Origin of the sequence: Pseudoalteromonas sp. SG41-5 (assembly GCF_014164495.1) — a bacterium.
GTDB classification, from domain to species: Bacteria; Pseudomonadota; Gammaproteobacteria; order Enterobacterales; family Alteromonadaceae; genus Pseudoalteromonas; species Pseudoalteromonas rhizosphaerae.
In genome coordinates this window covers 52,971-76,189 of the sequence record NZ_JACJFH010000012.1, presented here as the reverse complement: position 1 = coordinate 76,189, position 23,219 = coordinate 52,971, and the positions used below count along the sequence as shown (strand labels likewise).

Here is a 23,219-nt window from a genome sequence, read left to right as displayed (position 1 = left end):
CTGTACGAGTGCCCACACAGATGATTGCTTTATATTGTTAAAGAACGTTGCGGTTAAAGTTAAACTTTATCTCGCTAGGGCTGCGCATATTACGCTTTCCTATTTTTTTGTCAACACTTAATTTTTAGTTTCTTTTAAAAGATTTCAAAGCTAAGTTTTACTCGACTTACTTACCGTTTGTTCAGCGCTTTTCATTGCTGCCTGCCGGGTCAGTGGATGCGCATTATAGGGATATTCTTGAGGCCGTCAACGCTTTATTTCAGTTTTATTAAATTAATTAACTATTTGCTCAAAAGGCATACAAACAAGGCATTACAGCGTTATTTTCGCTTAAATTTTCAGCTATGAGAGCAACCAAGCTGCGCATACAGACCTGATCCATCTCATAGCTAAATAGCAATTATTAAACTGTTGCACTGTTATCTTTTTTAATTGGATTAAATGCGGCTATCGGATTGATTAATTTTCCTTCAAATTTAAGATTTTTTGCCGGATCTGCCAAATCTATCATTTGCTGATTATTACTTAACTGTAATCGGTTTAAACACGACAAGGTAAAATCAGCACTAAATAGATCGTACTTGATAAACTTATCTTTTAGTTCTGGGTGTGATTGTTGATAGCTAATTACACACTCTGCAACTTGTTGCCAAAAGTCTCGTTCTGAATAGTCGTTTTGCTGATCAAGGATATCAGCCACGAACCTAAAGAAACAATCAAACACATCTGTAAAAATTGACAGCACTTTTAATTCATCGGGCACATCCACAGTTAAGCGTTGAATATTATCCGCCAGTACTAAATCTTTATTAAGAATAGCTATCTCCTCGGCAATATCTTTCATTATTGCTTTGGCTGGAATGTTGTTCTCAAGTAACAGGATCAAGTTTTCACCATGAGGCATAAAGACTAAGTCATGGGAGTAGAAACAATGAAGGAGTGGATCTAAGTATGCTTTTAGATATTTAGCAATCCATATATGAGTACCTATCTTGGCTGATTTTATCAAAGCAGGTAATAACGCTTGTCCTTGATTATCTATATGCAGCAGCGACGCCATGGTCATTAAGCGCTGATTACTCTTTATCTTTGGCATTGGGCTTTCACGCCAAAGTGCAGAAAGCATTTTTCGATATGGACTGTATTGATCGGTTGCTGCTTCTAGAGCGTGATTATAATAACCAATTGCTGCAACCTCACGCAGAATTGTAAAACCGGATCCAGCTAAGTACGGATCCTGTGATACTACTTGTGCTACCCAATCGTTAATTGCGGGAGTTGCACTCATATAATAAGGCGATAAACCACGCATGAATCCCATATTCAAAATTGACAGTGCGGTCTTTACATAGCGTTTATGCGGATGTGTTTTATTGAAAAAAGTACGAATAGACTGCTGCGGCTGATATTCATCTTCACTGTATCCTAAGCAAACCAAATGCTGATCAGCAATATCGTTAGAGAATAACGACGCGAGTTTATTAAACCACTGCCAAGGATGAACGGGGAAAAAGAAGTAATCGTCACTATTTACTCCACGCGCTAATAGCTTTTGCTTAAATGACTCTATGGTGTGCGTCGATAGCTCTTGCGTTATGAGTGTTTGATAATCTAAATCATCGGTGGTCGAAAACACCACTCTATCTTTATGCGCACCTAGCCAAACCAGCTGTAAGTGCGCGCCAGTCTCTGGTGCGTATTGGCGATAATCATTGGTATCAAATCCTATTCGACCATTGTTTGCTATAAAGCAAGGATGACCTTCCGTCATCGCACTCTCTACCTGTTGAAAATCCGCAGTGGTGAGTTGCTCGGCAGTCAATGCTGGCAGCTGATGCTTATAAGCACTGCCATATAAAGTACTGGCTATTTCTTCTAAATAAGTAGGCAGCATAGCTTGGCTGATACCTAAACTATGTTGTAACTCACAAATAAAGGCGATTGAATCGAGCTCGGCTACTTGGTTATCTATTTGTTTTTCAATTGAGTCTGCTGCTATATGCCAGTGATTCAAATACCCCAGCTTGGCTTTAAAGCGATAAACAATGGTTTCTTTGTCTGTACTGAGCTCAAAATATTGCCAATCTGCATCTTCATTGGTCAATTGCGGTTTTATCAGCCGCTCATGAGCAAACTCACTCAAAGCTTTGCGAACATGTAACCTATTTACATGCCGCCATAGCTGTGGCGTTAAATGACTGACGGCTTGCTCTGGGCTCAGCGGAATGTGCTTCATAGTATTATCCTTATTTAATGCGTGATAAAAGTTATCACGCGTGCAAAATGCGAGATGTGCGGTTTTATGAGTTAACCTAACCGCAGATTGATAACGAAAGCCGGCTTTAGTATTCAAACAATGAATTTTGTTATTGCGAATATCGGGTTCAACAATAACGCGCTGATTTTTGTCATTAGCAAAAATGAAATTCATCACCAGTTGAAACACCGACCAAGTAAAGCCATGCACCTTGTTATTGCTTTGGGCAATCAGAATGTGCATGCCAATATCACCTGCTTTGACGGGGTAATGATTACCTATTTCATCTAATAGAGGGTCATATAACTCAACTAAAAAACACGCGCTATTGTTTGCGTAGCCGATATAAATATCACTATGTGCTAACAGGCTTTGATATTCTTGCTGTAACTGCTCAATAGTAAATTCCTGCATGCCCCAAAACTGCGCATGAGGCTGAGTAACCCACTGGTGAATTAACGCGAGATCTTGTGCTAGGCTAAATGGCCTTAAGCTAAGCTCTGCGATATTAGTAAACTGCTGACAAAAAACAGCTGTTGTAATGGACATTATTGAGCCCTCGTGGTCGATGCCAGATTGGCGCAAGGAGTATGGCGTCGACTTTGCTTGCTCAGTAGCCATAAACAACAAGCAGATATAGCGAGCCCACCAGCGGCGACCCAAAAAGGTATTACTAAACCAGAGCTTTTAACCAGCAAACCCGCGCAGTAAGAAGCTAAAAGTACACCTAAGCTTTGGCAAAAACTGACTTTACTAAAATCTTCAGCGTACTTGTCTGGCGTACTCACTTGGTAAAGCAGCAGATCAAGACGCACAATAATAATGAATAGCGATAGACCGAACAGGCAGCGTCCTGCGATCACTACTAAGTAAAGAGGGCTGGCTTGTAATGCAACGCCTGTAATGATCAACATAAAGACAACTAATAAGTTGATGGGGTTGCGATTTGTGTGCTGCCGCCAATGATTAAAGCACAGCGCAAGCAATGCCATAAAAGCAGGGATAGAAAACACAACACTCGCTAGGACGATACTGGAGGTGTCGCTAATACTTTGCCAATATGCCGCAAAAAAAGGCCGGATCAAAAAAGCACTAAAGTAAAAGCACAACATAACAATGCCAAGTTGATATACAGGCCAACGACTTGATGAAGTGATTGATGTTTTTGCTACTGGAGGCGACTGATTTTTACTAGGCGCTAATCTTATGAGATAGGCGCACACAAAAACCTGAGTAAAATCGCTTAGAGCCATTATTAAAAATGCGGCTTTGCCAGGAAGAGCCGATAACACAAAGCCACCAGCAAGTGCGCCAAGTATGGCGCCAAAGTGCACCACAACACTAAGCATTGCAATCGTCGCAACGTGATTTGTTTTCGCTTCCAAGCTCATTAAGTATGGATAAACCAGTAAATAGCTGGCTTTAAAAGCAAACATAGCCATGGAGGAAAACCAAAACCAATTTAAGTCGCTAGCAAAAAAGCTACTGACACTAAATACACCCGCAGCAATTTGGCTATAAACCAATAAAGGTAGCACATTAATGTATTTACTAATGAAGGCCCAAATAGGAAAACATACCATGACAACAAAGCAGCTGGCAGCAATGTAAGTGCCAACATAGGCAGGGTCACTTATATTAAATACCGCACTAAAGAAAGTAGGATAAAACGGCAATAACATTGAATCACTGAGCACTGCAAATACCGTTACCGCGATCAACAAAACTTTAAACTGCTTACTCATGCGCGAAACTGCTCTACTTCGTCGCTTAACTCATAATTGGGCGCAGCAAACTCCTGAAAAGCTATTTTACGTTCTATTGGATAATATTCATGTCCGGTGATCGCACGAATAATACAAGAGTTGCGATAACATGCCATGCCTAAATCAGGAGTCACAAAACCATGGGTGTGTTGCTCTGTATTTTGTACAAAAATACGTTGATGCTGCTTGTCTATTGAGTAATTACGAGCAACTTGATAAAGCCCCGCGTCGTCACTATCAATGCAATGACTGATCCCTGCTAAAAAGCTCGGTTGGTAAGACTGATAACCCGTTGCAAAAATAACGCTTTGGGTGTTTAGTGAATAACCTTGCTGCTGTTCAGTTTGCTCTAAGCTAAGTTCAAAACCCTGCTGGTGGCTCAGGTAGGTCATATCAATCAATGCCGAGTTTGTGTGCAAGCTTACTGGCAATTTAGCTGTTAGCCGTTTGCTATACAGCAAATCAAAAATATTGTTGATCAATTCGCTATTAATACCTTTATAGAGATTATGCTGACGACGATTTAACTGCTGGCGTTTTTGTTCTGGTAATTGATAAAAATAATCAACGTATTCTGGTGAGGTCATTTCTAACGTTAATTTAGTGTATTCGAGCGGGTAAAACCGTGAAGAACGAGTAAGCCAATTTAGTTGATAATTATGCTGATCAATCTCTTGTAATAAATTATAAAAAATCTCAGCGGCACTTTGCCCGCTACCAATAATGCTGATCGACTGTTTTTGCTGTAATTGGCTTTTATTGGCTAAGTAGTTGCTAGAATGAATAACCCCCTCTTGCAACTTAAATGCTTGAGCACATTGAGGATGACGTGGCACCGGCCCGGTGCCTAACACTAAATGTTTAGCTAGATACACTTGTTCTGCTGTTTGTACTATATAAATATCTTCGTCTTGGCTGTACTCAACATGCTGAACCTCTGAATTAAAACGTATATTAGGCAGCTGCTTTGTTGCCCACTGGCAATACTGATTATATTCTTGGCGAAGTAAGAAAAAGTTTTCCCTAATATAAAAAGAATACAGTCGACCTTGCTGCTTTATATAGTTTAAAAAGCTATAAGGGCTAGTTGGGTCAGCAAGCGTTACCAAGTCAGACATAAAGGGGGTTTGTAAACTTACCTCAGGAAGCATCATGCCTGGATGCCAATTAAACTCAGCTTTTTTATCTAAAAAGAGACTGCTGACTCCTTCAAGTGGCGCAGTTAAACATGCCAGACTTAAATTAAATGGCCCTAAACCAATACCAATAACATCATAAATGGACTTATCCATAGCTAACTTCCTCCAGTGCAAGACTTAAAGGAGCATGTTCGTTCGCTAAATCACTTGCTAAGTATTGATAACCATATTGCTTTATAAGCCTTACAACTTGCTGGATATCATTGATAGTGGTGGCACAGTTCAGTAAGGTGAACTTTAAATATTGTTTATCTGCTACCTTAGTTGCCGCGATCAACGCCTCACCTTGGCGAGATAACTGTTTACGAATATATTTATTTACGGCGTCCAATTCACTATCTGTAGCACCGCTATCGCCAACAAAACGAAATACCAGTGTACTTAACTGCGGCTGATGAATAATTTCAATATCTGCTTCAGAGGCTAATAACAAATAACCTTGTCGTGCTAAATGCATCACTTGTTCAAATGCTACACCTAAGTTTTGAGCTCCTACCGTACGCAGTGAAAACCACAACTTTAACGCATCAAAACGTCGTGTGGTTTGAATGCTCTTATTGCATAGATCTGGCGTTCCCGCTTGTTGCTGACTTAATGGGTTTAAATATTCGGCATGATAAGTAACAACTGATAGATGTTGCTTATCTTTTACAAAAAAAGCACTGCAGCTAACAGGCTGAAAAAATGACTTATGGTAATCAATAGTGACCGAATCTGCGCATTCAATACCCGCTAACTTGTGTTTATTATTGGGCGTTATTAATAAGCCCCCGCCATAAGCAGCATCAACATGAAGCCACGCACCACAGCGCTTAGCTATTTCAGCTATCTGCGTTAATGGATCGATACTACCAAAATCAGTTGTTCCAGCTGTTGCAACGATGGCCATAACGATATCGCCTTGTTGCTGACAGTCTTCGATTGCCTGATTTAAAGCGGTCATATCCATTCTAAAATATTCATCACACGGAACGCTTACAACAGCATCGTAACCAAGTCCTAAAATTGCGGCGGCTTTTTGAATACTAAAATGGCTAACTTTTGAGGTGAAAATTTTTAGTCGTTTAAAGTCGTGTGGTAAACCTTGCTGTTTATTAGTATGCCCTGCATATAACTGGCACTGAAAATCACGAGCTAACAACATCGCCATCAAATTAGATTGCGTACCACCACTGGTAAATACGCCATCAGCCAGCTCACCAAGCGCTAGTTTTGAGAGTGTCCAATCTACGATACTTTGTTCAATAAAAGTGGCACCACCACTTTGATCCCAGGTCTCTACAGCAGTATTAATCGAAGTAGCGAGCAATTCAGCAAGGATACTTTGATAAACAATCGGACAATTTAAATGCGCGAGATAGCGTGGATTATTAAAATAAACAGCATCTTTAAGATAAAGCTGAGCAACTTCTTCTAGTGCGTCCGGTATATCAAACAGCGGTTGATTAAGGTCAATACCAATAAATTTTTTAGCTAGCTCCTGCGGTAATATACCGCTAAATGGTTTTTGTTGTGTTGCGATTGTTTGCTCCAACAATTGCATAACCTGCTCAAGACCTATTTTAAAATTATCTATATTTTCCTTATTAAACATTGAATTAAGCATTGAACTTGCTTCATTAGTTGAAGCTTGCTGCTGTGAATCCGCCAGTAACACATTTAACTGAACCATGAGCACGATCACCTTTAATTGAAAACAATTGATAAATCTAAATGAGAATGTATACTAATCGCGTTTCCAATAAAGTGTCAATGGTTTAATTCTAGTAAAATTTAAGGAGTGATTGTGTTAAAAAAATCAATGTTTGGACTATCTGCAATATCATTATGTTTAATGAGTAACTATGGGTTTGCTGCAGAAAAGCCAGCCGCAGACGACATAGAAAGTATTGAAGTATATGGAAAAAGTTATCGTTCAACAGGGACCAAATCGAGTTTGACGCCGATTGAATCGCCTATGAGTTTTGAGGTTTACGACAATAAATTACTAGAGTTACGCCAAGTAGATACCGTTAATGAAGCATTGCGCTATGTTTCTGGGATCACACCTGAAAATCGCAGTACAGTAACGATTTTTGACCAATATACGATTCGTGGTTTTGAAAGTTACCGTAATTTTTACGATGGTTTACCGCTGCAATACAACCTAGCTTATAACTTAGCTCCACAAGTAGATGCGTATGCAACACAAAGTGTCGAAATTTTAAAAGGCCCAGCATCGGTTTTATACGGATCGGCACCTCCAGGTGGCATGGTTAACCAAACAGCAAAAACGCCACAAGCATCCTCTGAGCACAATATTAGAGCCCGAATTGGTAGCAATAGCTTGGCTGAATTAGCTTTAGATAGCACAGGCGCTATTACCGACGGCGTTAATTATCGCTTTATTGCAATTGCCCGTAGCCGCGACGGCCAACAGCAAACAACCGAAGAAGAAAGAATCACCATTGCGCCCTCAGTAACTTTTGAGATAAGTGAGCAAACAAGCTTAAACCTTAACTTATATTATCAAGACGATCCTAAAATGGTGCCATCAACGCCATTACCCGCGAAAGGCACACTTTACGAAGCCAGTTACGGTAAGTTAGATGCTGATGCGTATGCTGGCGATGAAAACTGGGCTGAGTTTGCTCGTGAAGTCACTATGATCGGGTATAAATTAAATCATGAATTTTCAGATTCAATTTCGTTTTTACAAAACTTTCGTTATACCAATGCCGATGCCACGCAACAAAATAGCTATGACTTCGGCTTAGCGGATGCAGATAAAATTTTAACTCGTACTGCCTATAAAACCATTGAAGACGCTGAAGGCTTCGTGATTGATAACCAACTCGCTGTGCAATTTGGTTTAGCGAATACTAATCATCAGCTATTATTTGGCTTTGAATATCAAACCCTTGATTCTACATTTGACTATGCCGACACTTTTGGTGCAAATACGCCAACACTTGATTTATCAAATCCAGATCACAGCCAGTTTAATGCAGCTACTACAGCCGCTTTAGATAGCTATCGTCAATTTAGCCGTTTAGAGCAATCTCAACGCGGTTTTTATCTTCAAGATGAGATAAAGCTCGATGCGCTGACAGTGATTGCTGGCCTTCGTTATGATAATTACTACAGTGTTACAGATGATACGAAAAGCGGTATATCTAGTAGTCAAGAAATCGATCAAAGCGATACCACTTTTCGTATTGCAGCAATTTATACCTTTGATAATAACATTGCTCCTTATGCCAGTTACTCAGAATCATTCGAGCCCACTTCGGGGGTAGATACCTTAACTGGCAAAGCATTTAAACCAACGACCGCAGAGCAAATTGAAGTCGGGATGAAATATCACAACAATGATGCAACAACTAAAGTAACCGCGGCCTTTTTTGATTTGCGCAAACAAGATGTGGTGGTTAACACTCCAGACTTTATGAAATACACACAAAATGGTGAAGTACAATCGAAGGGTTTTGAGATCAGTGTTTATCAGCAACTCACTGACACTCTTGATGTTACTGTAAATCTAACAGATATGGATGTTGAGGTAATAGATAATCCACAAAACCCGGCATTGGAAGGTAAAACACCAATTTGGGTAGCAGAGCAACAAGCCTCAATGTGGTTAAATTACTTCTTTAACGATGCACTGGAATTTAATGGCGGTGTACGTTATGTCGGTGAAAGTCAGTTAGATGCCTTAAATTCCGATACAGTACCGGGTTATACCTTGCTTGATGCTGCCGCTAGCTATCGTTTTAACGACAGCTATAAAATCGGTTTAGCCGTGAGTAACTTAACAGACAAACGTTATGTGGGTGCTTGTTTTGATATAAATGGCTGTTGGATGGGCGCTGAGCGCAGTGTTGAGCTTAGTTTAAACGCCTCATTTTAAGTATTTAAACTCGTTATGAACGCTGAACAACTCGCCCTTAGTAAGCTGTTAAAGCTTGCTAAGGGCTACCACAGTGCTTTAAAAGTACCAGAACAATCAACAGATTGGCTCGATATACAATCGAGTTCATTGCTGGTTGCAAGGTTACACCAGTATTGGCAGCAGCAATACCCCGCTGCTGGGCGCAGTTATTGGGCAATCAAAAGCTGGGGAATGCTGTATTGGCAACCTGTCTATTTAGCGCTTATCAGCGTTCATGAACTTAATATGAGCTTTTCTTTGCAAAACTTTAAGCAACACTATCAGCAAGGTGTTATTGCAGGGCTGCAACTATCCACTATAAAAGCGCAGTACCATCAAAACCAGCAACAGGCAGTAACGGATATGGCTGCCCATTTGAAACGCTATGTTGTTAAGTTACTCACAGATTTAAACCTCGTTGCAAGGCTTAATGAGCGTTTGGCGATGCCCTTATTAGCTGACACGCTATTAGCAATACTACTACTTCATGCAAAGCGAAAGCCGCAGTTTAATATTCAAGTAATGGCAGCGCACTGGTTGCATGCTCTCGATATCTCAGAGGCGGGGGAGTTTATTATGCTTACAGCTTGCTCAGACTCATTAGCATTAACGCGAAAAACATGTTGTTTGCATTACCAAATAGGTAATGTTGCAAAGTGCGCTAATTGCCCAAAACAACCTCAGCAAATTAAAGTTCAACGGATGCAACAGGAGTTAATAGCAGTATGTTACAGCTAAATAAAAAGCAAAAAGCGAGTATAAACTCGCTTTTCTAGCTAAGGTAAACACTACTGCGCTTACTTTTTAACTGGGCGTTTCCAACCGGTTAAGTTGCGCTGTTTTGAACGTGCGATTGCTAGCTGTTCATCTTCAACGGTGCTAGTGATCACAGAACCTGCACCAACAGTTGCTGTTGCGCCAATGTTTACCGGTGCAACAAGCGATGAGTTAGAGCCAATAAAGGCATTATCACCAATAATGGTTTTGGCTTTATTTACGCCATCGTAGTTACAGGTAATAGTACCGGCACCAATATTTACTTTTTCGCCAATTTCAGCATCGCCTAAGTAAGAAAGATGATTTGCTTTAGAGCCTTTGCCTAAACGGGTTTTTTTCATCTCAACAAAGTTACCAATATGCGAGTCTTCTTCCATAATCGCACCTGGGCGCAGACGTGCATAAGGCCCCAAAGTACACTTGTCGGCTACGCTTGCATCATCAATTAAGGTATTAGCTTTAATAATTACGTTATCGCCAATCGTACAATTTTTAAGTACGCAGTTAGGGCCAATTTCAACGTTATTACCAAGAGTAACTTTACCTTCAAAAATAACGTTTACGTCAATTAATACATCTTCACCAGTTGTCACTTCGCCGCGTACATCAATGCGAGCAGGGTCGGCAAGCGTTGCACCATTAAGCATTAACTGTTCGGCTTGCCACGACTGATATGCGCGTTCAAGGCCTGCAAGTTGTACGCGGTTATTTGCACCTTCAACTTCCATTGGATGATCTGGTTGTGCTGAGCTTATCTCTACACCTTCACTGTGCGCCATTGCGACTATATCTGTGAGGTAGTATTCACCTTGCGCGTTTTCGTTAGATAAGTTGCCTAACCAGCTTTTCAGCAGTTTACCGTTTACAGCCATAATGCCAGTGTTTACTTCGTTAATAAGTAATTGCTCTGCGCTTGCATCTTTTTGCTCAACAATACCCACTAGCTTGCCATCAACACGTAACATACGGCCATAACCATTAGGGTTAGCTAAATTAACAGTAAGCACGGCTAAGCCGTTTTTAGGTGTGGCAGCGAGTAAACGCTCAAGGGTTGATTGCTTTGTCAGTGGTACGTCACCGTATAAAACCAATACAGTGTCTTCATCATTAATATGTGGGTTTGCTTGTGCCACTGCATGGCCAGTACCAAGCTGCTCAGCTTGAAGTACCCAGTTTACATCGTTGTCAGCAAGTTGTTGTTGTAATAATTCGCCGCCATGACCAAAAACTAAGTTAGTAGATGTCGCACCGAGTGCTTTAGCATTATCGATAACGTGTTGCACCATAGGTTTACCGGCAACTTTATGCAGCACCTTAGGTAGAGCAGAGCGCATACGAGTACCTTTACCCGCAGCAAGAATTACAGTAGTAAGTGACATTAAAACAATTTCCTTCTTTCTTTGTTTTATTGAAATAAATAAGCGCGTGTAAATTCAAAAAGATTACGTAAGTCACATCATGTGCACTTTCTCAATGGCAATCTAGCAGTAGCCACTGAATCTAAGCTGAAATCACAACTTGCTTTGTATTAGTTATATTGTAACGGGGATCGATGAAGGATATAAGTAAAAATAATGATAAAGAGCTGTAAAAGTAGAGTTTAGAAAAATGATAGCGTTCTAATAAAATAACAATGCAGTATATTTCAAGCACAAAAAAGCCCACATAAAGTGGGCTTTTTGAAAACCAGATAGGCTTACTTTTTACGTAATTGCTGAATAACGCGTAGCTGTGCAATTGCTTCTGCAAGTTGTACTGCTGCTTGTTGATAATCTAATTCAGCGGCTGAAGAATTCGCCATTTGCGCTTCAGCTTCACGTTTAGCTGCTTCTGTTGCTTGTTCGTCAAGGTCTTCACCACGAACCGCTACATCAGCCAAAATAGTCACTATGTTCGGTTGCACTTCTAGAGTACCACCAGCAACATACATTACTTCTTCGTGACCAAATTGCTTTACTAAACGTACCATACCAGGTTTAAGGGCAGTCAATAGTGGCGCATGTCCTGGGTTTACACCTAGTTCACCTTCACTACCGCTTACTTGAATCGATTCAACCAGACCAGAGAATAACTTCCGCTCTGCGCTTACTACGTCAAGATGTACAGTCATAGCTGCCATACTACCCTCCTAATTACATGTTTTTGGCTTTTTCTTGAGCTTCTTCGATAGAGCCAACCATGTAGAACGCTTGCTCTGGCATATCATCAAATTCACCGTTTAAGATGCCTTTGAAGCCAGCAATTGTGTCTTTAAGTGACACGTATTTACCCGGTGATCCTGTGAAAACCTCTGCCACGAAGAATGGCTGAGATAGGAAACGTTGGATTTTACGTGCACGAGATACAAGTTGCTTATCTTCGTCAGAAAGCTCGTCCATACCTAGGATTGCAATGATGTCTTTAAGTTCTTTATAACGCTGAAGAACTGTCTGAACGCCACGTGCTGTATCGTAGTGCTCTTGACCAATTACTAATGGATCAAGTTGACGTGAAGATGAATCAAGTGGGTCTACCGCTGGGTAGATACCAAGTGACGCGATATCACGCGAAAGTACTACTGTTGCATCTAAGTGAGCAAACGTTGTTGCTGGAGATGGATCCGTTAAATCATCCGCAGGTACGTATACCGCTTGGATTGAAGTGATTGAACCCGTCTTAGTAGATGCGATACGCTCTTGCAGTACACCCATTTCTTCAGCAAGTGTAGGCTGGTAACCTACCGCTGATGGCATACGACCAAGAAGTGCAGATACTTCAGTACCAGCAAGTGTGTAACGGTAGATGTTATCTACGAAGAAAAGTACGTCGCGACCTTCGTCACGGAACTTTTCAGCCATAGTAAGACCTGTTAACGCTACGCGTAAACGGTTACCTGGAGGCTCATTCATCTGACCGTATACAAGCGATACTTTATCAAGTACGTTTGAATCGTTCATTTCATGGTAGAAATCGTTACCCTCACGAGTACGCTCACCAACACCGGCGAATACTGAGTAGCCGCTGTGCTCGATTGCGATGTTACGAATAAGTTCCATCATGTTTACGGTTTTACCAACACCGGCACCACCGAATAAACCAACTTTACCACCTTTAGCGAATGGACATACAAGGTCGATTACCTTGATACCAGTTTCTAAAAGTTCTACTGAACTTGATTGCTCTTCGTATGAAGGCGCTGCACGGTGAATAGACATACGGTCTTCTTCGCCGATTGGACCAGCTTCATCGATTGGCTCACCAAGTACGTTCATGATACGACCAAGCGTTGCTTTACCAACTGGAACTTGAATCGCTTCACCTGTGTTTGATACTAATGCACCACGGCGTAAACCGTCAGTAGTACCTAGTGCGATAGTACGTACCACACCGCCACCTAGCTGTTGTTGAACTTCTAGAGTCAAACCAGCTAAATCGCCATCTGTTATTTTTAACGCGTCATATACGGCTGGCACGCTGTCTTGTGAAAATTCAATATCCACAACGGCGCCGATAATTTGGACGACCTTACCTAAACTCATGTCTATTCCTCTCGTTAATCTTTGCCCGAAGCATTAAACTGCTGCTGAACCAGAACAAATCTCACTAATTTCTTGTGTGATTGCCGCTTGGCGAGCCTTGTTATAAACAAGCTGTAACTCATCCATAAGGTCGCCAGCGTTATCAGTTGCAGCTTTCATTGCAACCATACGGGCGGCCTGTTCAGAGGCAGCATTTTCAACTACACCTTGGTATACTTGAGATTCCACAAAACGAACCATTAATGTATCCAAAATTGCTTTTGGATCTGGTTCGTAAATGTAATCCCAACGGTGTGCAAGTTCTTTGCTTTCGTCTTTTGGCAAAGGCAACAACTGATCGATTGTTGGCTCTTGCTTCATGGTATTTACAAACTTGTTGTAAACCACATACAAGCGGTCTAATTTGCCTTCATTGAATGCTTCTAGCATTACTTTTACCGGACCAATTACGTCGGTAATAGAAGGCGCATCGCCTAACCCTGATTTTTTGGCAAGTACTGTTCCACCAAAACGGTTAAAGAAAGTGCCGGCTTTTGAGCCCATAACTGCGAAATCTGCAGAAACACCTTTTTCTTTCCACGCTTTGATATCTAAAGATACTTTCTTAAACTCATTAGAGTTCAAGCCACCACATAAACCACGGTCGGTAGAAATGACGATATAACCAACGCGCTTGACCTCACGCTCTTCCATATATGGATGGCGATATTCAAGGTTAGCATTAGCAACATGACCGATCACTTTGCGTAAATTTTCAGCGTACGGACGGCTTGAAGCCACTCGTTCCTGTGCCTTTTTCATTTTAGACGCAGCAACCATTTCCATAGCGCTAGTGATCTTTTGAGTATTTTTAATACTACCGATCTTGCTTTTAATCTCTTTTCCGCTGGCCATGACTCTTTCTCCGAATCAAGGTGTGCTTTAGCGAACTAAAGCGCACCATTTATAACTAAATTACCAAGTTTGCGTAGATTTAAACTTCTCTAGAAGTTCTTTAAGCTGCGCTTCGATCTCGGCATTGTAGTTACCAGTTTCATTGATTTGAGCCATAAGCTCTGCGTATGTGCTGTTTGCATAAGAAAGTAACCCAGCTTCGAAATCCATGATTTTAACGATTTCGATATCTTGAAGGTAACCTTTCTCTGCTGCAAATAACGACAAAGACATTTCAGCAACAGACATTGGCGCGTACTGTTTCTGCTTCATTAGCTCTGTTACACGCTCACCATGCTCAAGTTGAGCACGAGTTGCATCATCAAGGTCAGACGCGAACTGCGAGAACGCAGCTAATTCACGATACTGAGCTAGGGCTAGACGAATACCGCCACCTAGTTTCTTAACGATTTTAGTTTGTGCAGCACCACCAACACGCGATACCGAGATACCAGCATTTACTGCCGGACGGATACCTGAGTTGAATAAGTCAGTTTCTAAGAAGATCTGACCATCGGTGATAGAGATAACGTTAGTCGGTACGAACGCAGAAACGTCGCCGCCTTGAGTTTCAATGATTGGCAATGCCGTCAATGAACCTGTTTTACCTTTCACTTCACCATTGGTGAACTTTTCAACGTACTCAGCGTTTACACGCGATGCACGCTCAAGAAGACGAGAGTGAAGATAGAATACGTCACCTGGGTATGCTTCACGACCTGGTGGACGCTTAAGTAGCAATGAGATTTGACGGTAAGCAACTGCTTGCTTAGATAAATCATCATATACGATTAATGCGTTTTCACCACGGTCACGGAAGTATTCACCCATAGTACAGCCCGCGAACGGTGCTAAGTACTGAAGTGCCGCAGACTCAGAAGCAGATGCAACAACTACGATAGTATTTGCTAATGCACCGTGCTCTTCTAATTTACGTACTACGTTAGCAATAGTAGATGCTTTTTGACCAATCGCTACGTACACACACTTAACGCCTGTGTCTTTTTGATTGATGATTGCATCGATTGCTAGTGCAGTTTTACCTGTTTGGCGGTCACCGATCACAAGTTCACGTTGACCACGACCCACTGGGATCATCGCATCGATAGATTTATAACCAGTTTGTACTGGCTCATCTACTGATTTACGTTCGATTACACCCGGTGCAATTTTTTCTACAGGTTCAAAACCGTCGTTATCTAAAGCGCCTTTACCGTCGATAGGTGCACCTAGTGTGTTTACAACACGACCAAGTAAACCAGCACCAACAGGAACTTCTAAGATACGACCAGTTGTGTATACTTTTACGCCTTCTGTAAGGTCAGCGTATGGACCCATTACTACTGCACCAATTGAGTCACGCTCAAGGTTTAGTGCGATAGCATAACGGTTGCCTGGAAGCTCAATCATTTCACCTTGCATACAGTCAGCAAGACCGTGGATGCGAATGATACCGTCAGTAACAGATACAATTGTACCTTCGTTACGAGCTTCACTTACAACTTCGAACTTCTCAATACGTTGTTTGATCAGATCAGAAATTTCAGTGGAATTAAGTTGCATGCTCTTCTTCCCAATTACGATTGTAGTGTAGTGGCTAAACGGTTTAATTTACCGCGAACAGTGCCGTCGATTACTGTGTCTCCAGCCTTAATCATAAGGCCACCAACAAGTGATTCGTCAACACTACAATTCAGCTTAACTTTGCGTGCGAAACGTTTTTCAAGTGCCGCTACCAGTGTTTCTTGCTGCGTTGCAGCAAGGGTTGTTGCAGAGGTGATGTCAACATCAATCTCTTTATCGTAATCTGCTTTAAAAGCAGAGAACAATTGTGCAACAGCTGGTAGGGCGGTCAAACGTCCATTTTCAGCCATAACCTTTACAAGGTTTTGACCGTATTCGTTGAGTTGCTCTGCACAAACAGAAATAACAATTTCTGATTGCTTATCAGCAGAGGCGCTTCCAGTTAGGAATTGAGCGACTTGTTCATTTTTCGCCACTTCTGAAGCAAAAAACAACATATCATTCCAACTCTCAACTACGCCTTTTTCAACGGCAAATTCAAAGGCCGCTTTAGCGTATGGGCGAGCGATTGTAGTCAATTCAGACATGCTCAGACCCTCCTATTAAAGCTCAGCTACAAGTTTTTCAACAATGTCGCTGTGCGCGGCTTCATTGATTTCGCGCTCTAGAATCTTCTGTGCGCCGATAACCGCTAAAGTAGCAACTTGCTTACGCAATTCTTCTTTAACACGGTTACGCTCGGCTTCAATTTCAGAATGACCTTGAGCAATGATGTTTTCGCGCTCGTCGTGACCACGAGATGTCTCTTCGTCTACGATTTGCGTTGCACGCTTCTTAGCTTGCTCGATAATTTCAGCAGCTTGTGATTTAGCTTCTTTAAGTTCTGCAGTTGCTTTTTTACGAGCAAGCTCAAGATCTTTTTCAGCTTTATCAGAGGCAGCTAAACCATCTTCAATTTTTTTCTGGCGAGCTTCAATAGCACCGTTAAGTGGTGGCCACACAAACTTCATGCAGAACCAAACAAAAACGATAAATGCTATTAATTCGCCGAGTAGAGTAAGGTTTAAACTCACAACCACTCCTCCTTAGTCAATAGTTGATCGCGGATAAAGTATTTTTTCAATATTAAAGTGCGAACAACATGTATAGACCAATACCTACACCGATCATCGCGATAGCATCGATAAGACCCGCTACGATGAACATTTTAACTTGTAGTTGTGGTGCAAGCTCAGGTTGACGAGCAGCAGACTCAAGGAATTTACCACCTAAGTTACCAAAACCGATAGCAGTACCTAAAGCACCAAAACCGATAAGTAACGCTACAGCGATATATTTAAGACCTAGTACGATTTCCATTGTTTTCTCCGATTAATTTTCAAAGTTTAAAGTTTAAGTAAAAAAATCTTTATTGAACTGACGTCTGATTAATGATCAGTTGACGCCATGCTCAGGTATACAATTGTTAGCATCATGAAGATGAATGCTTGCAATACGATTACGAGAATGTGGAACACAGCCCATACGAAGTGCAGTGGTAATTGGAATAAGCCAATCGCTGCAATCAGAATGAAGATCAATTCACCTGCGTATAAGTTACCAAATAAACGTAGTGCCAATGAGATTGGCTTAGCAAACAAGGTTACTAGCTCTAGTAACAAGTTTACTGGAATAAATAGTGCTTGAACCACTGGGTTCTTAACGTTAAACGGTTGTAATGTAAGTTCTTTAACAAAACCCATAACGCCTTTAACGCGAATCGAATAAAAGATGATAAGTGCGAATACACCTAAACCCATTGCTAACGTTAAGTTAAGATCGGTTGTAGGTACCACTTTCATATAAGTATGCGATTGACCGCTTGAAATAACATCCCAAGACTCACCACTAATCAATGCCGCAGCAGTTGGTAGGAAGTCAACAGGTATTAAATCCATTAAGTTCATCAAGAATACCCAGACAAAAATTGTCAGAGCAAGAGGGGCAATTAGTTTACTTTTACCGTGAAAGGTATCTTTCACGTTAGAGTCAACGAATTCTACGACCATCTCGATAAAGCACTGAAATTTACCAGGAACACCAAGCGTTGCTTTATTCGCAGCGCGCTTGAAGATCCATAGAAAGATCAATCCTAAACCGATAGACCATGCGAGGGTATCGACATTAAGTACCATCCACCAATTGTTAGGGTCGTCGGATAGACGCACCTGACCGTTGGTTAGGTGGTGCTTGATGTAACCCGTTAGAGTTAGCTCTTCACCTGCAGCCATGTTATATCCCAAAAGTTAATGATTAAAAAAAACTGGCGCGAACAATCCAACGAACATCACTAATATAAAACTACAAAAAAATGGCAAAAAGATTACCGGATACAGTTTAAATATCAGCGCAAACAAAAAGATTGTTAGCAAAAATTTTAATCCGTTGCCGCGTTTAAACGAGGCAAACACTTGTTTTGCTTTACTAGCACCCATATAACGGAATGCATAGATAACAAATACAAAATTAGGGAGCACCGCTACAGTGCCTCCAGCGATAGCTGAAAGGCCGGCATCTACTCCCCAACCAACAAAAATGATTACAGCAGCAACTAATGCTACAACACCCTGAAGACATATTAATTTTAATGCGGCAAGCCGATATGGCCTCGCTAACTTATTTGTCACGTTTAGTTAACCTTAGTGGCAATCTAATTGTCAGGGCATGAAAACTGGCGAAATTATACTGATTCCTACCAGTTTTGCAACTTGAGTCGGTGTATTGTGGTGCAAATTTGCGACGAATGTCTCTTTTTGGACATGATATTTATTAATGCTCGGAATTCTCTGCATTTATACGGCTTAAAATTCCATCTAACTCTTCTAAGTTAGTATACGAAATAACTAAGTTTCCTTTGCCTTTTTTGTTGTAGTTAATTTCAACTTTAGCACCCAAGTTTTCGGCTAATTGTTGTTCTAACTGTTTGACATCTGGATCTTTTTCGAAAGTTTCTTTTTTAGGGGCAGGTTCAATAATTGAACGAACTAATTTTTCTGTTTCGCGTACAGTTAAAGCCTTTGCTACAGCCAGTCGAGCAGCATCAGATTGTGCTTCACCTTCAAGGGCTAATAAACAACGCGCATGCCCCATTTCAATATCGCCATGTTCCAACAATATTTTAACATCATCATTAAGATTATTTAGTCGTAATAAATTAGTTACCGTCGTGCGTGATTTGCCTACGGCATCTGCCACTTGTTGGTGAGTTAATTCAAACTCAGTTAACAAACGGTGCAATGCAACCGCTTCTTCCATGGCATTTAGATCTTCGCGTTGAATATTTTCAATCAATGCGATGGCCACCGCAGCTTCATCAGGCACATCTTTAATGATACATGGTACTACGTCTAGCTTAGCTATTTGTGCAGCACGCCAGCGGCGTTCACCAGCAATTATCTCATAACTGTTTTCTGCTACTGGACGAACTACAATTGGCTGAATAATCCCTTGCGATCGAATTGAGCTTGCTAGCTCTTCAAGCGCTTCTTCGGACATGTCTTTACGTGGCTGATATTTACCTGAGTGTAAAAACTCAATCGGTAGCTTTTGCAGTTCACTACTGGTTGGCTGAACAATTACATCCTGCTCACTCACGTTGGGTTGTTCAGTGCGGGCACTCGGTGCTGGTTTTGACGAGCTTAATAAAGCATCGAGTCCTCGGCCTAAACCGCGTTTTTTAGCAGACATGTTCTTTTTACCTCAAGTTAGGCGACGATTGGGGATATTTTTTCTTTTCTGCGTAACATTTCACCGGCAAGTGCTAAATACGCTTTAGCGCCACTTGATGCCCGGTCATAATACATTGCGGGTGCACCAAAACTCGGCGCTTCAGCTAAACGTACATTACGTGGGATCACGGTGCGGTATACTTTATCGCCAAAATGTTGTTTAAGCTGCTCAGATACATCATTGGCCAAACGATTACGCGGATCGTACATAGTACGTAAAATCCCTTCAATCTGTAGTTTTGGATTAACTAACTTGGCTAATTGCGTAATTGTGTCCATTAATGCGGTTAAGCCTTCAAGCGCATAATATTCACATTGCATAGGCACTAAAATTGAATCCGCGGCCGCCATTGCATTCACCGTAAGCATGTTCAGTGATGGTGGGCAGTCTATAAAAATAAATTCATATTGATCAGATATTTTTTCAAGGGCATTGCGTAGTCGTACTTCTCGAGCATAAAGCTCCATCAGTTTAACTTCGGCGGCGGTAACATCACCATTGGCAGCAATTAAATGATATTCACCAGAGGTTTCTTTAGTAACAACTTCTTCAATTGGTTTATCTTCGATTAATAAATCATAAATTGTTGCCACATCGCCGTATTTGTCTACGCCGCTACCCATGGTTGCATTGCCTTGCGGATCGAGATCAATAAGCAACACTTTACGTTTAGTTGCAGCCATTGATGCCGCGAGATTAACTGCTGTGGTGGTTTTACCCACACCACCTTTTTGGTTTGCTATTGCGATGACTTTTGCCACAGTATCTCTGATCCCTAGTCTTTAGAAAGAATAATTAAATGTCTTTGCGCATCTAATTTTGGTACTTCCAAGGTGATTTTTTGCTCGAACTTAACACCTGCTGGTAAAGATTCTAGCTCTTCACTTGGAAATACGCCTTTTAAGGCAATAAACTTACCTGAATGATCAATCAAGTGCGAACACCAGTCAACCATATCTTGTAAAGATGCAAAAGCACGACTCAATACACCATCTAATTTAACACTTGGTTGATAATCTTCAACTCTAGACTGCACTGGGGTTACATTTTTCAGACCTAGCTCATGTTTTACCTGCATTAAAAAACGCACGCGTTTACCTAAACTATCTAATAAAATAAATTGTGTATCAGGTAATGCAATAGCTAATACGATACCCGGAAGGCCAGGACCCGTACCAACATCAATATAATGATGACCGGTTAGGTGAGGTGCAACAACTAAGCTATCCATAATATGCTTAATCATCATATCCTCAGGTAAACGCACTGAGGTTAAATTATAAGCTTTGTTCCATTTGTTGAGTAACTCAACATATTGAACCAATTGTTGCTGTTGTTTTTCAGTTAGCGCAATATCAGTTTGCGCTAACAAAGTAGTTAATTGTTGCTGTAACACAGTATTCCTTAATGACTACGCAATTTTACGTAGTAAGCCTTGCTTCTTCAGATAAACTAATAATAGCGAAATAGCAGCAGGCGTGATACCTGAAATACGTGATGCTTGACCGATTGTATCAGGACGCGCCTCAGTTAATTTAGCAACCACTTCATTTGATAGACCCGATACGATCGAGTAATCATAATCTTTAGGCAAAATAGTTAACTCATGACGAAGTTGCTTATTGATCTCTTCTTGCTGACGAGCAATATAACCTGCGTACTTAGTGTGGATCTCAACTTGCTCTAACGCTGTTGCATGATCAAACTCAGATCCTAATCCTTCGATCGCCATTAGATCGTTATAACGGATCTCAGGGCGACGTAATAATTCTTCTAAACTTGCTTCTCGGGTTAATGGTGTTTTAAGTAAACCATTAACTTGATCAATTACAGCGTGATCTTTATGGATCCAAGTTTCTTTGATCCGTTGAGATTCTTTTGCAATGATATCCATTTTTTCATTAAATGCTTGCCAGCGCTCATCGTTAACTAAACCAAGTTCACGACCTTTTGCTGTTAAACGAATATCAGCGTTGTCTTCACGTAGTAACAAACGGTATTCAGCACGACTAGTAAACATACGGTACGGTTCTTTGGTACCTAGTGTAGTTAAATCGTCGATTAATACACCGACATAAGCTTCATCACGGCGCGGTGTCCAAGGCTCTTTACCTTGCACTTGCAATGCTGCATTCATACCGGCAATTAAGCCTTGTGCACCGGCTTCTTCATAGCCTGTAGTGCCATTGATCTGTCCAGCAAAGAACAAACCATCAATAAATTTGGTCTCTAATGATTTCTTTAAATCGCGTGGATCAAAAAAGTCGTACTCGATAGCATAGCCTGGACGGCAAATATGTGCATTTTCAAAGCCAGTGATTGATTGCACAATCTCTAATTGCACATCAAATGGCAAACTAGTTGAAATACCATTTGGATAAAGCTCATAAGATGTTAGGCCTTCAGGCTCAACAAAAATTTGATGTTTGTCTTTATCTGCAAAGCGAACAATTTTATCTTCAATAGAAGGACAGTAACGTGGACCAATCCCTTCAATAACACCTGAGTACATAGGTGAACGATGTAAATTATTGCGGATCACATCATGAGTTTTTTCATTGGTGTATGTGATGAAGCAAGAAATTTGTTGTGGATGATCTAACTGCTTACCCATAAATGAAAACACCGGTGTTATAGCATCACCAGGTTGTTGTTCCATTTTACTAAAATCAACTGTACGGGCATCAATACGTGGTGGCGTTCCAGTTTTTAAGCGATCAACACGAAATGGTAATTCACGTAAACGATTTGCTAATGCGATTGAAGGTGGATCACCAGCGCGACCACCTTTGAAGTTTTCTAAGCCAATGTGAATTTGGCCACCAAGGAAAGTGCCTACGGTTAATACAACAGAAGGTGCGCTAAAACGCAGTCCCATTTGAGTAACAACACCTGTTACTTTATTATTTTCAACAATCAGATCATCACATGATTGCTGAAAGATCTTCAGGTTATCTTGGTGTTGTAAAATATCTTGAATAGCAGCTTTATATAAAGCGCGATCTGCTTGTGCACGAGTAGCTCTTACTGCAGGTCCCTTTGAAGAATTTAAAGTACGGAATTGAATACCGCCTTTATCAATTGCTTGGGCCATTGCACCACCTAGTGCATCAATTTCTTTAATCAAATGACCTTTGCCAATACCACCAATTGCTGGGTTACATGACATCTGACCAAGGGTATCCATATTGTGAGTCAGCAGTAGGGTATTCATACCCATACGTGCAGCAGCTAACGCAGCTTCTGTACCTGCATGTCCACCACCAACAACAATAACATCAAAATTTTCGTGAAAAATCATTTCGGGATCCTACTTAATCAACCAGCAAACTTTCAAGGGGGAGCGTATTCTACCTATAAATTTACAGAAGATAAATGATTAAACTGTGGCCAAGATCTAAGTAAATGATCTCTAATAATATAAAGGATCTTTTAAAGAGATCTTTTATTACTGTTACTACTACTGAGCATGATTTCTGTTGATAAGGTTTAGTTTACTTATTAAAACATAAAGTTAGATCGGATCTAAAGGTGTTAATATGATCGGATCTAACTGATTATAAGCTC

20 protein-coding genes are annotated in these 23,219 nt (G+C 40.9%); 2 read left to right on the top strand and 18 right to left on the bottom strand.

The window, feature by feature from the left end; translation table 11 throughout:
* Positions 1–403 precede the first annotated feature (403 nt).
* Genes H5232_RS05400 through H5232_RS05385 form a run of 4 tightly spaced genes read right to left on the bottom strand, consistent with a single transcriptional unit; the run spans position 404 to position 6,894 of the window.
* Complete coding sequence (locus tag H5232_RS05400) at positions 404–2,806, bottom strand: GNAT family N-acetyltransferase (RefSeq protein ID WP_182830618.1); 2,403 nt, start codon at positions 2,804–2,806, stop codon at positions 404–406.
* Positions 2,806–4,002, bottom strand: a complete 1,197-nt coding sequence (locus H5232_RS05395; RefSeq protein ID WP_182718522.1) for an MFS transporter — start codon at positions 4,000–4,002, stop codon at positions 2,806–2,808. The genes H5232_RS05400 and H5232_RS05395 overlap by 1 nt, the downstream gene beginning before the upstream one ends.
* Positions 3,999–5,315, bottom strand: a complete 1,317-nt coding sequence (locus H5232_RS05390) for a lysine N(6)-hydroxylase/L-ornithine N(5)-oxygenase family protein (RefSeq protein ID WP_182830617.1) — start codon at positions 5,313–5,315, stop codon at positions 3,999–4,001. Before H5232_RS05390 ends, H5232_RS05395 begins: the two co-directional genes overlap by 4 nt.
* On the bottom strand, positions 5,308–6,894 hold the full coding sequence (locus H5232_RS05385) for an aspartate aminotransferase family protein (RefSeq protein WP_259398814.1): 1,587 nt from the start codon (positions 6,892–6,894) through the stop codon (positions 5,308–5,310). Before H5232_RS05385 ends, H5232_RS05390 begins: the two co-directional genes overlap by 8 nt.
* Positions 6,895–7,023: 129 nt before the next feature.
* Here H5232_RS05385 and H5232_RS05380 point away from each other — a divergent pair, with 129 nt between their 5' ends.
* Both H5232_RS05380 and H5232_RS05375 read left to right on the top strand, forming a co-directional pair.
* The gene (locus H5232_RS05380) at positions 7,024–9,111 is read left to right on the top strand and encodes a TonB-dependent siderophore receptor (RefSeq protein WP_182740445.1); all 2,088 of its coding nucleotides are present in this window, start codon (positions 7,024–7,026) and stop codon (positions 9,109–9,111) included.
* A 15-nt stretch (positions 9,112–9,126) separates the two neighbouring features.
* Positions 9,127–9,870: a siderophore ferric iron reductase gene (locus tag H5232_RS05375; RefSeq protein ID WP_182762622.1), complete on the top strand. Its 744-nt coding sequence runs from the start codon at positions 9,127–9,129 to the stop codon at positions 9,868–9,870.
* Between the two features lie 59 nt (positions 9,871–9,929).
* On the opposite strand, the gene glmU is transcribed toward H5232_RS05375, so the two are convergent.
* The 14 genes from glmU to mnmG all read right to left on the bottom strand — a co-directional run bounded on the left by glmU (position 9,930) and on the right by mnmG (position 22,953).
* Positions 9,930–11,288: a bifunctional UDP-N-acetylglucosamine diphosphorylase/glucosamine-1-phosphate N-acetyltransferase GlmU gene (glmU, locus tag H5232_RS05370; protein WP_145241677.1), complete on the bottom strand. Its 1,359-nt coding sequence runs from the start codon at positions 11,286–11,288 to the stop codon at positions 9,930–9,932.
* A 317-nt stretch (positions 11,289–11,605) separates the two neighbouring features.
* The gene (locus H5232_RS05365; protein ID WP_145241679.1) at positions 11,606–12,028 is read right to left on the bottom strand and encodes a F0F1 ATP synthase subunit epsilon; all 423 of its coding nucleotides are present in this window, start codon (positions 12,026–12,028) and stop codon (positions 11,606–11,608) included.
* 13 nt (positions 12,029–12,041) lie between these two features.
* Positions 12,042–13,427 (bottom strand): F0F1 ATP synthase subunit beta, encoded by a 1,386-nt coding sequence (gene atpD, locus H5232_RS05360; protein WP_145241681.1) that lies wholly within the window; start codon positions 13,425–13,427, stop codon positions 12,042–12,044.
* A gap of 33 nt (positions 13,428–13,460) precedes the next feature.
* Positions 13,461–14,321 carry a F0F1 ATP synthase subunit gamma gene (gene atpG, locus H5232_RS05355; RefSeq protein WP_145241683.1) on the bottom strand — a complete coding sequence of 287 codons (861 nt, stop codon included), beginning with the start codon at positions 14,319–14,321 and terminating at the stop codon, positions 13,461–13,463.
* Positions 14,322–14,381: 60 nt separating this feature from the next.
* Positions 14,382–15,923 (bottom strand): F0F1 ATP synthase subunit alpha, encoded by a 1,542-nt coding sequence (gene atpA / locus H5232_RS05350; protein ID WP_145241685.1) that lies wholly within the window; start codon positions 15,921–15,923, stop codon positions 14,382–14,384.
* Between the two features lie 14 nt (positions 15,924–15,937).
* Positions 15,938–16,471, bottom strand: a complete 534-nt coding sequence (gene atpH / locus H5232_RS05345) for a F0F1 ATP synthase subunit delta (protein WP_145241687.1) — start codon at positions 16,469–16,471, stop codon at positions 15,938–15,940.
* Positions 16,472–16,486: 15 nt separating this feature from the next.
* Positions 16,487–16,957 carry a F0F1 ATP synthase subunit B gene (atpF, locus tag H5232_RS05340; protein WP_145241689.1) on the bottom strand — a complete coding sequence of 157 codons (471 nt, stop codon included), beginning with the start codon at positions 16,955–16,957 and terminating at the stop codon, positions 16,487–16,489.
* A 52-nt stretch (positions 16,958–17,009) separates the two neighbouring features.
* Positions 17,010–17,243, bottom strand: a complete 234-nt coding sequence (gene atpE, locus H5232_RS05335; protein WP_009838908.1) for a F0F1 ATP synthase subunit C — start codon at positions 17,241–17,243, stop codon at positions 17,010–17,012.
* A gap of 68 nt (positions 17,244–17,311) precedes the next feature.
* Positions 17,312–18,154 (bottom strand): F0F1 ATP synthase subunit A, encoded by an 843-nt coding sequence (atpB, locus tag H5232_RS05330; protein WP_145241691.1) that lies wholly within the window; start codon positions 18,152–18,154, stop codon positions 17,312–17,314.
* A 15-nt stretch (positions 18,155–18,169) separates the two neighbouring features.
* On the bottom strand, positions 18,170–18,550 hold the full coding sequence (locus H5232_RS05325) for an ATP synthase subunit I (protein ID WP_145241693.1): 381 nt from the start codon (positions 18,548–18,550) through the stop codon (positions 18,170–18,172).
* Positions 18,551–18,692: 142 nt separating this feature from the next.
* Positions 18,693–19,610: a ParB/RepB/Spo0J family partition protein gene (locus H5232_RS05320; RefSeq protein ID WP_145241695.1), complete on the bottom strand. Its 918-nt coding sequence runs from the start codon at positions 19,608–19,610 to the stop codon at positions 18,693–18,695.
* Positions 19,611–19,627: 17 nt separating this feature from the next.
* Positions 19,628–20,413, bottom strand: a complete 786-nt coding sequence (locus H5232_RS05315) for a ParA family protein (RefSeq protein ID WP_145241697.1) — start codon at positions 20,411–20,413, stop codon at positions 19,628–19,630.
* Between the two features lie 14 nt (positions 20,414–20,427).
* The gene (gene rsmG, locus H5232_RS05310; RefSeq protein ID WP_182830616.1) at positions 20,428–21,048 is read right to left on the bottom strand and encodes a 16S rRNA (guanine(527)-N(7))-methyltransferase RsmG; all 621 of its coding nucleotides are present in this window, start codon (positions 21,046–21,048) and stop codon (positions 20,428–20,430) included.
* A 15-nt stretch (positions 21,049–21,063) separates the two neighbouring features.
* A complete protein-coding gene (gene mnmG, locus H5232_RS05305; protein WP_182830615.1) occupies positions 21,064–22,953 on the bottom strand; it encodes a tRNA uridine-5-carboxymethylaminomethyl(34) synthesis enzyme MnmG in 1,890 nt (629 codons plus the stop codon).
* Positions 22,954–23,219: the final 266 nt, after the last annotated feature.